Annotated in this window: 16 protein-coding genes; 4 read left to right on the top strand and 12 right to left on the bottom strand. The window is 39.8% G+C overall.

Annotated elements, in window-relative coordinates:
- Window positions 1-72: 72 nt before the first annotated feature.
- The 4 genes from deoB to A6M13_RS05365 all read right to left on the bottom strand — a co-directional run bounded on the left by deoB (window position 73) and on the right by A6M13_RS05365 (window position 3,623).
- Complete coding sequence (gene deoB, locus A6M13_RS05380) at window positions 73-1,248, bottom strand: phosphopentomutase (protein WP_066543557.1); 1,176 nt, start codon at window positions 1,246-1,248, stop codon at window positions 73-75.
- Between the two features lie 85 nt (window positions 1,249-1,333).
- Window positions 1,334-2,230 carry a site-specific tyrosine recombinase XerD gene (xerD, locus tag A6M13_RS05375; RefSeq protein WP_066543555.1) on the bottom strand — a complete coding sequence of 299 codons (897 nt, stop codon included), beginning with the start codon at window positions 2,228-2,230 and terminating at the stop codon, window positions 1,334-1,336.
- 77 nt (window positions 2,231-2,307) lie between these two features.
- Window positions 2,308-2,757, bottom strand: a complete 450-nt coding sequence (gene fur, locus A6M13_RS05370) for a ferric iron uptake transcriptional regulator (RefSeq protein WP_066543553.1) — start codon at window positions 2,755-2,757, stop codon at window positions 2,308-2,310.
- A 326-nt stretch (window positions 2,758-3,083) separates the two neighbouring features.
- Window positions 3,084-3,623, bottom strand: coding sequence for an NUDIX domain-containing protein (locus A6M13_RS05365; protein WP_066543551.1), 540 nt, complete (start codon window positions 3,621-3,623; stop codon window positions 3,084-3,086).
- An 80-nt stretch (window positions 3,624-3,703) separates the two neighbouring features.
- Between A6M13_RS05365 and A6M13_RS05360 the strand changes: the two genes are divergently transcribed.
- Entirely contained in the window at window positions 3,704-4,600 is an 897-nt protein-coding gene (locus A6M13_RS05360; RefSeq protein ID WP_066543549.1) for an aldo/keto reductase, read from the top strand.
- Window positions 4,597-5,073, top strand: coding sequence for a VanZ family protein (locus tag A6M13_RS05355; RefSeq protein ID WP_066543547.1), 477 nt, complete (start codon window positions 4,597-4,599; stop codon window positions 5,071-5,073). The genes A6M13_RS05360 and A6M13_RS05355 overlap by 4 nt, the downstream gene beginning before the upstream one ends.
- Before the next feature lie 20 nt (window positions 5,074-5,093).
- Here A6M13_RS05355 and spx read toward each other — a convergent pair whose 3' ends face one another.
- Together spx and A6M13_RS05345 are read right to left on the bottom strand one after the other, a co-directional pair.
- The gene (gene spx / locus A6M13_RS05350) at window positions 5,094-5,498 is read right to left on the bottom strand and encodes a transcriptional regulator Spx (RefSeq protein WP_066543546.1); all 405 of its coding nucleotides are present in this window, start codon (window positions 5,496-5,498) and stop codon (window positions 5,094-5,096) included.
- 193 nt (window positions 5,499-5,691) lie between these two features.
- The gene (locus tag A6M13_RS05345) at window positions 5,692-5,940 is read right to left on the bottom strand and encodes a YqkE family protein (protein WP_066543545.1); all 249 of its coding nucleotides are present in this window, start codon (window positions 5,938-5,940) and stop codon (window positions 5,692-5,694) included.
- Between the two features lie 93 nt (window positions 5,941-6,033).
- On the opposite strand from A6M13_RS05345, the gene A6M13_RS05340 reads away from it, so the two are divergent.
- Window positions 6,034-6,954 carry an alpha/beta hydrolase gene (locus tag A6M13_RS05340; RefSeq protein WP_066543544.1) on the top strand — a complete coding sequence of 307 codons (921 nt, stop codon included), beginning with the start codon at window positions 6,034-6,036 and terminating at the stop codon, window positions 6,952-6,954.
- Between the two features lie 42 nt (window positions 6,955-6,996).
- Here A6M13_RS05340 and A6M13_RS05335 read toward each other — a convergent pair whose 3' ends face one another.
- The 5 genes from A6M13_RS05335 to yneA form a co-directional block, all read right to left on the bottom strand.
- Window positions 6,997-7,218 carry a YneF family protein gene (locus A6M13_RS05335; protein ID WP_066543543.1) on the bottom strand — a complete coding sequence of 74 codons (222 nt, stop codon included), beginning with the start codon at window positions 7,216-7,218 and terminating at the stop codon, window positions 6,997-6,999.
- 200 nt (window positions 7,219-7,418) lie between these two features.
- The gene (gene tkt / locus A6M13_RS05330) at window positions 7,419-9,401 is read right to left on the bottom strand and encodes a transketolase (RefSeq protein WP_066543541.1); all 1,983 of its coding nucleotides are present in this window, start codon (window positions 9,399-9,401) and stop codon (window positions 7,419-7,421) included.
- Window positions 9,402-9,531: 130 nt separating this feature from the next.
- Complete coding sequence (locus A6M13_RS05325) at window positions 9,532-9,765, bottom strand: DUF896 domain-containing protein (protein WP_066543539.1); 234 nt, start codon at window positions 9,763-9,765, stop codon at window positions 9,532-9,534.
- A 67-nt stretch (window positions 9,766-9,832) separates the two neighbouring features.
- The gene (locus tag A6M13_RS05320) at window positions 9,833-10,486 is read right to left on the bottom strand and encodes a YneB family resolvase-like protein (RefSeq protein WP_066543537.1); all 654 of its coding nucleotides are present in this window, start codon (window positions 10,484-10,486) and stop codon (window positions 9,833-9,835) included.
- Window positions 10,483-10,797 (bottom strand): cell division suppressor protein YneA, encoded by a 315-nt coding sequence (gene yneA / locus A6M13_RS05315; RefSeq protein ID WP_066543535.1) that lies wholly within the window; start codon window positions 10,795-10,797, stop codon window positions 10,483-10,485. The genes A6M13_RS05320 and yneA overlap by 4 nt, the downstream gene beginning before the upstream one ends.
- Before the next feature lie 155 nt (window positions 10,798-10,952).
- On the opposite strand from yneA, the gene lexA reads away from it, so the two are divergent.
- A complete protein-coding gene (gene lexA / locus A6M13_RS05310) occupies window positions 10,953-11,576 on the top strand; it encodes a transcriptional repressor LexA (RefSeq protein ID WP_066543533.1) in 624 nt (207 codons plus the stop codon).
- Between the two features lie 48 nt (window positions 11,577-11,624).
- Here the strand turns inward: lexA and dapF are convergent, their stop codons facing one another.
- Window positions 11,625-12,485: a diaminopimelate epimerase gene (gene dapF / locus A6M13_RS05305; protein ID WP_066543531.1), complete on the bottom strand. Its 861-nt coding sequence runs from the start codon at window positions 12,483-12,485 to the stop codon at window positions 11,625-11,627.
- Window positions 12,486-12,545 lie beyond the last annotated feature (60 nt).

Here is a 12,545-nt window from a genome sequence, read left to right as displayed (position 1 = left end):
ACCGCTTCGAAAGTTGCAAAACGCCTTAACGGAAGATGGTGGCATACGTTTTCCGTAGCCACCTTTTCTTTATTATTTTAGTTGACCTAAAAAGCTTGTACCAAATGGTGGTGCAGCTACATTGAAGTTCTCCGCAATCGTCGCTGCGATATCAGCAAATGTTTCTGGCATTGCTAATTCACTGCCGCCGTTAAAGCGTGGTGAGTACACAAGTAACGGTACATATTCACGCGTATGGTCTGTTCCTTCAAATGTTGGGTCATTGCCGTGGTCTGCTGTAATCATTAATAAATCATCGTCACCTAATGCGTCAATAATTTCTGGCAAACGACGGTCAAATTCCTCTAGCGCTTCTCCATAGCCAATTGGGTCACGACGGTGTCCAAAGTTTGCATCGAAATCGACTAAGTTTAAGAAGCTTAAACCGTTAAAGTCACGACGTACTACTTCTGCTAATTTGTCCATACCATCTGTGTTATCTTTTGTGCGTAATGATTCTGTTACTCCTGCACCGTTGAAAATATCCGAAATTTTCCCGATAGCGATAACATCTTTGCCAGCATCTTTTAATTCATCCATTGTTGTACGACCAAATGGTGATAACGCATAATCATGACGGTTCGCTGTACGCGCAAAATTACCTGGTGTGCCAATGAATGGACGAGCAATCACACGCCCTACTAAATATTTCGGGTCTAATGTTAACTCACGTACAATTTCACAAATTTTATATAATTCTTCTAACGGAATGATATCTTCATGTGCTGCAATTTGTAGCACTGGGTCAGCAGATGTATACACAATAATATTGCCTTCTTCCATATGTGCTGGACCGAAGTCATCAATTACTTGTGTACCACTATACGGTAAGTTACAAACTACTTTACGACCTGTCTTTTCTTCAATCGCATCAATTAGCGCTTGTGGGAAACCGTCTGGATAAACTTTGAATGGCTTATCGATGTTTAAGCCCATAATTTCCCAATGACCTGTCATTGTATCTTTTCCTACGGATGCTTCTTGCATTTTTGTAAAGTATGCTTTCGGTGTATCCGCTTTCTCAACACCTTGAATGTCGCGAATATTTGATAAGCCTAGTGCTGCCATATTCGGCATGTGTAAGCCGTTCATTTTTTCTGCGATATGTCCAAGCGTATCAGAACCTACATCGCCAAATTTTTCAGCGTCTGGTGCTTCACCAATCCCAACTGAATCCATTACAATTACATGTACTTTTTTAAATGTCATCGTTTTTTCCTCCTACACTACTGCTTGTTCTATTCTACCAAATATTTTTAAAAAAATATACGTCAGACCTCTGACTAACAAAAATTTATGCGCGCGGATGAAATTGCTTGTAGACTTCCGATAATCGTGTTTTGCTGACATGGGTATAAATTTGTGTAGTTGAAATATCTGCGTGTCCAAGCATCTCTTGTACCGCACGTAAATCTGCGCCGTTTTCGACTAAATGTGTGGCAAATGAATGGCGTAAAATATGTGGCGTGATGTCAATCTGAATACCTGCTGTTTGTGCGTGTTGCTTTAAAATCTTCCAAATGCCTTGACGTGTTAAACGTCCACCGCGTTGATTCACAAAAAAAGCATCCGTTGCAGGGGCACTACCAAGTAAAAGTTGTCGTGCCTGTCGAACATATGCATCACACGCCTCTACAGCACTGCGACCAAGTGGAATAATACGCTCCTTGCCACCCTTACCAAACACGCGAATAAAGCCCATTGATAAATGTAAATCTTCTAAATTTAACGATAAACACTCACTGACACGAATACCACTACCATATAACAATTCTAAAATCGCACAATCCCGTAAACCTTGTGCAGTTTCTTTATTCGGCGCTTCTAGTAGCTGTTCAATATGCTCAATGTTTAATACATGCGGCAGTTTCTTCTCTTGCTTTGGCATTTCTAAATGTACAGTCGGGTCCGTGTCACTTAAACGTGCGCGAAGTAAAAACTGGTGGAATTTACGAATGGACGAAATATGACGTGAAATGGTACTTGTACTTTTCCCTTGCTCTTTTAACCGCTGCAAAAATTGCACAATATGTAATCGGTCAATTTGCGCTAATGGCAATGCGCTATCATCCACATAGGCTAAATACGCTTGTAAATCGCGTTCATACGAGCGTAATGTATTTGTCGCAAGCTGACGTTCTACACGCAAAAAATGTAAATAATCTTCAAGTGCAAATTGTGCTTCATTCATAGTTATACCCCTTTTCTTCTATTGTTAAAGTGATTGTACCGATAAAAAAATACAGAGCCTATTGCTAGGCTCTGTATTTATTCATTTTCTTCGCTATGACAACGCCAGCAAATGCCATGGAATGTCAAACGATGGTCTTTAATTTGGAAGTTCCAACGATTTTCTACAATCGTCTCAACATCTTCAAGCAAGTCTTCTTGAATTTCATCAACAGCACCACATTCTAAACATACTAGATGGTGGTGGAAATGTGTTGCGCCTTCTTGACGTAAGTCATAACGCGATACACCGTCTCCGAAATTAATTTTATCAACGACTTTTAATTCAGTTAATAATTCTAGTGTTCTATACACAGTTGCCAAGCCAATTTCCGGTGCTTTTTCTTTTACTAGTAAGTATACATCTTCCGCTGAAAGATGATCTTCTTCGTTTTCTAAAAGGACCGCGACTGTCGCTTCTCGCTGAGGCGTCAGCTTATAGCTAGCACTATGCAACTGTTTTTTTATTCGATCAATACGGCTCTCCATATGACGCCCTCCTAAACTCATCTTATTATACCAAATGATTAATTCTGCTGACAAGATTGGTACACTCATAAACGAGAAATAAGACGATTGCTTCTTCAAAATATGTCACGTTTTAGTAATAAACGTTTTGTTGTTCTTCGATGAATCGTAACATGCTGATAATATAAACCATCACATAGTATAAGCGAAATATAGTCGATATGCGAGTACTTTTCACTTTTTGCCTAAAATCTGCCTTAATTCACATAACTTTGCCAAGCATGTTCTTTCTATACGTAGCGATAGCTGCATAACACAAGGCGTATAATGACGCATACATCTATGTCTTATTTTTGCATTTTTGCCCAAATTACTGCAAACGCTGTTTTCGCATCGTAAATCGCCTGAGACTGAACCATTGCTTCCGCTTCTTCAATCGTTACATATAATAATTCTACAAATTCATCGTCATCCCCTGCTACCGGATGCTCGATTTTATAAAGACCACTTGCCGCATACATGTGAATAATTTCATTCGCAAAACCTGGCGACGTTGCAAAACTTTGAATATACGTTAACGTTTCACAGCCGTAGCCTGTTTCTTCCTCTAGTTCACGTCGTGCTGTGACAATCGGTTCTTCGCCTGGCTCAAGCTTCCCTGCTGGCACTTCGATGATAGAACGCTCTAGCGCTTTACGGTACTGTTCGACCATTATGATTTTGCCATCATCTGTTATTGGAATTACCGCTACTGCTCCTGGATGTTTCACAATTTCACGCTTAGCTGTCGCACCATTTGGTAGTGACACATCGTCTACTTGTAATGAAATAATACGTCCGTTAAAAATTGCTTCTGTATGTAACGTTTTCTCTTCAAATTTTTTCATGTCGCATCCCTCGCTTGTTTTATTGCTACCAATCATTGTACCATTATTAAGAATAGACAGGAAAGAAAAGGAGGATTTTCATGAACAAACGCCAATTAGGACAAAGTGAGCTTTTCGTCTCTGAATTAGGGCTTGGTTGTATGTCACTACCTACAACTTTCGAAGAAGCAGAGCCAATTATTGCGTTAGCACTTGATTACGGTATCAACTACTTTGATACAGCTGATTTATATAACCAAGGTAAAAACGAAGAACTCATCGGCCAATTATTAAAGCACCATCGTCACGATGTGCACATCGCCACAAAAGTCGGCAATAAGTGGATAGAGGGGCAAGAGGGATGGTCGTGGGATACCTCAAGTGATTATATTAATCGCGCTGTTCGAAATAGCTTACAGCGCCTTGATACAGATTATATCGACCTTTATCAATTACATGGCGGTACAATGGATGACCAACTCGAAGAAGTAATCGATACATTTGAAACGTTAAAAAAAGAAGGGTTAATTCGAGCATATGGCATTTCATCCATTCGTCCAAATGTCATTCAACGCTTCGTACCACCAAGCAATGCCGCTTCAGTAATGATGCAGTATAGCTTGCTTGACCGTCGCCCTGAAGAATGGTTTGACGCAATTGAAGAAGCGGGTGCATCAGTTGTCACACGCGGGACGATTGCAAAAGGCTTATTGTCTTATGAATGGAAAGACCGTATGAAAGAAGATGGCTATTTAGATTACACATATCACGATTTAACAACGACACTTAATGCGTTGGAACAGCATTATGGAAATTTACAGGCTGCAGCGATTGCATTTAACTTAAACCATACAGCTGTTGCGTCAACGGTCATTGGCGCAAGCTCAGATGAACAATTGCGTACAACACTTTCAGCATATGAATTAGCACAAGAGCTTAGTGATGTAACGTTTGCGACAACGCAAACAAAGCAGTCTATTTATACAGAACACCGATGAAAAAATATATCGTTCTCGGCGTATTACTTTTATTACTTGCCATCTTTTCCAATACGTCGTATGAACAACAAACATTAATTCCATTATTACAAACATTATTACCAACACAACCATTTATCGGTTTTTTAAGCCAATTTGAGATTACGTACTGGAATCGCCTGATTTCAGTAGAAAGATCTGGCTATTATCATTTTCTTGAATTTTTAATTCGGAAAGGTACGCACTTTTCATTTTTCGGCATCATTGGTGTCGTCATTTACTATGTGCTACGCAAACGACCGTTTGCACCGCTTATTGCGATTGCTGCGGTTTTTATACTCGGTTCACTCGATGAATTTCGTCAAAGTTTTTCACCCGACCGTACCGGGACGATTAAAGATGTATATATTGACACAACAGGCGCATTTTTCTTCGTATCCATTGCATGGGTCATTTATAAAACAAATAAATTACGCAAAAAGAAACAGCCCTAGTTTTTTCTCTAGGGCTGTTTTTACACGTCCATCGCTTTTTGCTGTAATAAATTCAGTTCAAACGCACGTACTTTACGTGGGATAAAGCGACGAATATCAATCTCGTTATAGCCTACTTGTAGACGTTTTTCATCTTTTACAATCGGGCTGCGCAACAAACGTGGATGCTGTTGAATAAGCTCATATAATTGTTGAATCGATAACTGGTCAATATCTACTTGCAGCGCTTTAAAGTCATTTGAATTCGTTGCAATAATATCGTCTGTACCCTCTTCTGTCATACTTAAAATTTCTTTAAACTCCGCCATCGTTAGTGATGCAGATGTAATGCGTTTTTCGTGAAAGGCAATGTCATGTGCCTTCAACCATTTAATCGCTTTTCTGGATGAAGAACAGCTTGATTGTGTATAAATCGTAACGGTCATTCTTCATGCCTCGCTTTCTCTTTAAAATTAGTAACTTTTTGTAATTTTATCTTACTACTAAGATAACTCCTATTTCAAGAGTAGGGATGCTTACAATTTTGTAAACATGGTGGCGATTTTATGTCGCAATTGAAAGCGTTTCCAAAATTCAACGGAAATCGCACAATTTCTTTACGAAACTGTGCAATTTGTATTAATACTTAGACGTTTTGTCACCGTATAAGTTCAGTAACTCTTCAAATGACATATTTTTTTCGCGCTCTTTTTTCTCTTTACGCTTTTGCTCTGCCACGGCTTTTGCTTGTTGTTCTTCTTTTTCAACGAGTCCTTGTTTTGCTTGTTGTAGCTTCGCAAGTACGTCACCGCCAAGTTGGTCCTTTAATGTCACTTGCTCTTTTTTATCATAACTTTGTGCTGCTGGCGTTTGTTTTTTCTTTGCCATCGGACGTCCCTCCAATTCTTTCATCTTATTGTAGCATGAAGACGTTTCTTTGCGAATATGTATGCGTGGTATAATCGTCATGAGGTGAATAATATGAAAAAACGCACTTGGCTTATCCCAACGATTGCTGCGAGTGTTGCAGCTGCAGCTGTCAGCTCCCTTGGTGTGCATATATCCAATCGTATTATGTACATTAAAAAGAAAGAAGATACAACAATTTTACAACGTGAAATTGATGCAAAGCGCTATGATGAAGCATGGTTTCAACAATGTACGAAAGAAACATTAACCATTGACTCGCCAAACGGTTATTTATTAAAGGGCTATTTCCTTCGACCGCTCGATACACCGAACACCGTCATTATTTGTCACGGTGTTACTGAAAATAAAATTAACTCCGCTCGCTATGCGCGTATGTTCGAACGCCTCGGTTTTAACACAGTTATTTATGATCATCGTCGGCACGGTGAATCCGGTGGCAAAACGACAAGCTACGGCCACTACGAAAAATTCGATTTACAAGCCGTCGTAAAACATGTGCGTCACATTGTTGGTGAACATGCTGCTATCGGCATTCACGGCGAATCAATGGGCGCTGCGACAACACTTTTATATGCCGGAACAATTGCAGATGATGCCGACTTTTATATTTCGGATTGTGCCTTTTCAAGCTTCCGTGCACTGCTCGCAACGATTATGACATCCGAGTTAAAAATGCATACATTGCCGTACCATATCGGGCAGTTTTTCGTGCGCTTACGTGATGGCTATTCTATTGGTAGTGTAACCCCTATTGATGCTGTTCGTCATATTGAAAAGCCTGTCCTTTTTTTGCATAGCTTGCCGGACGCTTATATTCCAGCCAATATGTCCGTTGATTTATACAATGCGAAAGCCGATCAAAAGGCGCTTCATTTATTTGAACACGGTGCTCATGCGCAAAGCTTCAATGTGAACCCTGCTGAATATGAAGAAGTGGTGGCACGCTTTTTACGCCAATACGTAGCAAACTAAAAAATAGGGCACATCTGCGCGTGCAGACTGCCCTATTTCAACTTATTTATCTTGGAATTTATTCATTTGCGCCATCATTTGACGAATTTTCTTTTCAGATGGTTTTTGACCCATTTGCATCATCATCATGCGTAACATATTTTCATTAATTGGTGGGTTCTCTTTTAAGTATTTCTCCATGTATTTACGTGCGATAAAGAAACCTAAAGCCGTACCACCGATTAAAGCAACGATAATTAATACGATTGCTAACCATAAAGCCATTATAACAAACCTCCTCCGCTTGCGATGTCCGAGAAAAACTCTCCACGCTCGATTATACACTAATTCTAAAGTCGTTACTATATGAACTCAGAAAATGTCGTGTGCCTTTCCATCATTATGACAGAAAAATAATCATCGAACAATGAAAACAGCGCCGAAAAGCAATGCTTTTCGGCGCTGTTTGTGAACGTTTATTGAAATTATAGTGCTTTTACTTTTGCAACAACATTTTCAACTGTGAAGCCGTACTCAGCCATCACAATTTCACCTGGTGCAGAAGCGCCGAACTTATCAATTGCAAGTACGTCACCTTCAAATCCAGTGTATTTATGCCATCCGAATGAAGAACCCATTTCGATTGCTAAACGTTTTGTCACTGCTTTTGGTAATACTGATTCTTTGTAGTCTGCTGACTGCTTATCAAAGCGGTCTACTGAAGGCATTGATACAACTGATGCGTCAATTCCATCTGCTAGTAATGCTTTTTGTGCTTCTACAGCAAGAGATACTTCAGAACCTGTTGCAATTAAAATTGCATCCGCTACATCTTTTGTTGCTGGTGATACTACGTATGCACCTTTTTCAACACCTGTATAAATTGCATCAACTGGTGCGTCTAATACTGGTAAGTTTTGGCGAGATAATACTAATACTGTTGGCACATTCGTTGACTCTACTGCTAACTTCCAAGCTGCCGCTGATTCATGTGCATCTGCTGGACGAATCACCGATAAGTTTGGCATTGCGCGTAATGAAGCTAAATGCTCGATTGGCTCATGCGTTGGACCATCTTCACCAACAGCAATTGAATCATGTGTAAATACATATGTTACTGGTAAGCCCATAAGCGCTGATAAACGAATCGCTGGACGTACGTAGTCAGAGAATACAAAGAAAGTACCACCGAATACTTTTAAGCCACCATGTAACGCCATACCATTTAATGCTGCACCCATTGCAAATTCACGTACACCGAACCAAATATTGCGACCAGCGTAGTCTTCTTTTGCGAAGTCGCCAGCGCCCTTCATCGTCGTTTTATTTGAACCTGCTAAGTCAGCCGAACCACCGAAGAATGATGGCACTGCTTTTGCAATTGCATTAATTGCGTCACCTGAAGATGAACGTGTTGCGATTGATTGACCAACTTCATACGATGGTAATTCTGTTACAACGACTTTCCCTTCAATCGCTTCTTCTAATTGTGCTGCAAGCTCTGGGAATGCTGCTTTATATGCTTCGAACTGTGCATTCCATGCCGCTTCTGCATCAACACCTTGTACTTGTGCTGCTTGTGTAAATGTATCATATACGTCTGCTGGAATGTTGAATGCTTCATGCTCCCAACCATATGCCGCTTTCGTTAATGTTACTTCGTCTGTACCAAGTGGCGCACCGTGAGAATCTGCTTTACCTGATTTGTTTGGTGAACCGAAGCCAATTACTGTTTTCACTTCAATGATTGTTGGTGAATTTAATTGTTTTGCCGCTTCAATTTTTGCATTTACATCTTCAATGTCATTGCCATCTTGTACTTTTAAATAGCTCCAACCGTAAGACTCAAAACGCTTTTGGATGTTCTCAGAGAATGATTTCTCTAAATCGCCATCTAATGAAATATCATTTGAATCGTATAAAACGATTAATTTATCTAAGTTTAAGTGACCAGCTAATGAAATTGCTTCTGCTGCTACACCTTCCATTAAATCGCCATCGCCACATAATGCATATGTGTAATGATCAACGATGTTATGACCCTCTTTATTATATGTTGCCGCTAAATGTGCTTCTGCCATTGCCATACCAACAGCCATACCGATACCTTGACCTAATGGACCTGTTGTTGCTTCAACACCTACAGTATGACCAAACTCTGGGTGACCTGGTGTTTTTGAATCCCATTGACGGAAGTTTTTAATTTCGTCTAACTCTAAACCATAACCACCTAAATGTAATAAGCTATATAATAGCATCGAGCCGTGACCTGCTGAAAGTACGAAACGATCGCGGTTGAACCACTTTGGATTTTGTGGGTTGTGACGAAGTTGTTTTGTCCATAAAGTGTAAGCCATTGGCGCTGCACCCATTGGTAAACCTGGGTGACCAGAATTTGCTTTTTCGATTGCGTCAATTGATAATGTTCGGATAGCGTTAATCGCTAATTGATCCGCTTGTAGAGTCATGTTAAAGTGACATCCTTTCTCGTTCCATAATAAAATCTTCATAGTACAGTTTATGCAAAAAGCGTCAATAAAACAATGCTATTTACACGAATTAAGAAAAAAAGTTATCCTAATCCACAATTATGTCATACTAATTAAGGAATTTGTTCGCTTTAATTTGTTTTAACTTGTCTGGTGTAACATCATTACCTTCTGGGTCAACGATTGTTAAATGTTCAATATTATCACGCATCGTCGCGCGGAATGTTTCTAAATACTCTTTGCGTAAAGCTGTTTGCTCTTTCGCTTCAACTTCCGTTAACGTGCCTGCTTTTTTCTTCTTTGATAATTCGTTAATACGTTGTAATTTTTCTTTTGATAACATGTGTTCTCAACCTTTCTTAAATACCTTCTATACAAAGGTATGCAAAAAAGGCTAGAATCGCAAGTATTTAATCTTCTAGCCTCGATTGATATTCCATAAAACGTCGATGAATTGTCGCTTTACTTACCTCGTAGCCGCGGTTTTGGAGCGTCGTTTCAATCTCTTTATACGTATAGCCTTCTTTTCGTAGTGCCACAATTTCTTCAATCGGCACATCAATACGCTCACGTCCTTCTGGATTCCCTCGTGTTGTTAAGTTTTTTTCAGGGCGATATCCCTTTTCTACCGCTCTTCTCATACCCCGTTTAATTTTCGCATTGTGCACTTTTCGCTGATACTCTTCGACAATCGCTAAAATTTCCAGCAGCATTTGGTCGACATCTGTCAGTGCCATTTTGCCACCGTCACTTAATGTATAAACGGTTGTATTATTTTTTTGTAGCATATGGATAATCGCCATACGTGCGTTTCCGCGACCTAAGCGCGTTTCGTCTTGCACAAATACAACGTCGATTTGCTCATCTTTAATATAATCGAGCATATTGAGTAACTCTTCACGGTCTACATCATAGCCACTTTCTTGCTCGATAAATACGTGCGCAATGCTGTAACCTTGCTCCTTCGCAAACATCGTTAACTCTTCTTCTTGACGTGCTAACGACGTTTGTTGCGCCTCTTTTTCGGTGCTCACACGGCAATATAAAACACATTTTTTTGTCATTGTGTATTTCTCGCTAACTTTATAGAATCGTCTTCCACACTCGGAAGGTCTTTATGAACGGGAATAATTAATGTTTGTCCTTCGTATACATACGTGCCATACATGTCATTTTCACGTTTAACAATGGCTATCCATTCACTTATTGATAGTGTACCACGATATTTTTCGGCTAATGTATATAAATCTTCTCCTTCTGGTATGTTCATTTCATTGTATGTCACATCTTCATTTAACATAAATAAGCCCATTGCACATAACACGACTGCTGCGCATACGACATAACTAAAAAATTTCAGTATATTTTTCATCATTCTTTCACCTCTTTTAGAATGTTTGTTCGTTTATTACTTCCAATTTAAATCGAACACTTGTTTTTGTCAATATGTTTTTCGAACTTGTGTTTGCACTTTAACCGAACACTTGTTATACTATCTGTAATAAATTGCAGTAGGAGAGGTGAAACAAAATGAAAAAAGCTTCTAAACGACAAAATGATATTTTAAGTTTCATTAAAGAAGAAGTACGTACAAAAGGCTATCCACCATCTGTTCGAGAAATCGGAGAAGCGGTTGGCTTAGCATCTAGTTCCACTGTTCATGGCCATTTAGCAAGGCTCGAAGCAAAAGGATTAATTCGCCGAGATCCTACGAAGCCTCGTGCCATTGAAATTTTAGACCAAGCAGATGTAAGCGGCTTACAAAAAACAGACGTCATTCACGTACCGTTAATCGGAAAGGTAACTGCAGGTTCGCCGATTACAGCGATTGAAAATATTGAAGAATATTTCCCTTTACCGAATACGTACGGGAACGCAGATGACCATATTTTCATGTTAGAAATTATGGGCGAATCAATGATTGAAGCCGGTATTTTAGACGGTGACTACGTCATCGTGCGTCAAACAACAACTGCACAAAACGGCGATATTGTTGTCGCAATGACACTCGATAACGAAGCAACGGTCAAACGCTTCTTTAAAGAAGATGGCTACTTCCGCCTACAACCAGAAAATGCAACAATGGCTCCTATTATCGTTGAGCATGTCACGATTTTAGGCAAAGTTGTTGGCTTATATCGTAATATTCATTAATAAAAAGCTGTATAGGTGCTTTATGCCCTACACAGCTTTTCATATTTATTATTGATTGTAAAAAAATGTACCGTCCGCAATAAACGCTGCTGGCCCTGTCATCCACACGTCACCGGCTTCATCCCACTTAATCGTTAAATCGCCGCCCGCTAAATGAACCGTTACATCTTCATTCCGCTTACAATGCCCATTGACAACAGCTGCAACTACTGCTCCGCATGCCCCTGTGCCACAAGCTTCGGTAACACCTGACCCGCGCTCCCAAACACGAAAGTTTAGTTCTGTGTCATTGACAACTTCAATAAACTCGACATTGGTGCGTTCTGGGAATATAGGATGCTTCTCAATTTTTTCACCAAGTGTATATAAAGGTGCTTGTTCAATGTGTTCAACAAAAAATACCGCATGAGGGTTCCCTAAAAAGACATTGGTCATATGCAATGTTTCACCATCAACGTCAAATGGTTCATGAATGACATGTGCAGTTGCTTCACCTTGCATCGGCATCGCTTGTCGTTCGAATTTTGGCTGTCCCATATTAATCGTAATCGATGTTGCTTCCCCATTTGCCACTTGTAACGATACATAATTAATGCCCGACTTCGTTTGAATCGTAAATGTAGCTCTTGGCAGTAATCCGCGATCATATACGTATTTTGCGACACAGCGTAATGCATTGCCACAGTTCGATGCTTCAGAGCCATCTTTATTAAAAATACGCATGCCACAATCCGCATCAGCTGTTTGGTGAATCAGTACGAGCCCATCTGCACCGATGCCTCGGTTTACATCGGACATCGCAATTGCAAGTGGTACAAATAACGCTTCGTCATATGTATGTTCAAATAAATTGATGTATAAGTAATTATTGCCCAAGCCGTGCATTTTTGTAAATTCAATGTTCAACATTATACCCTCCTTCTATTTGTTCTATCATACCGTATTTTTTCAAAACAAAAAACGCTTACT

It is taken from the genome of Caryophanon tenue (assembly GCF_001700315.1).
GTDB classification, from domain to species: domain Bacteria; phylum Bacillota; class Bacilli; order Bacillales_A; family Planococcaceae; genus Caryophanon; species Caryophanon tenue.
Note: the sequence above shows the minus strand (reverse complement) of the source record. Positions and strands in the feature narration are given on the sequence as shown.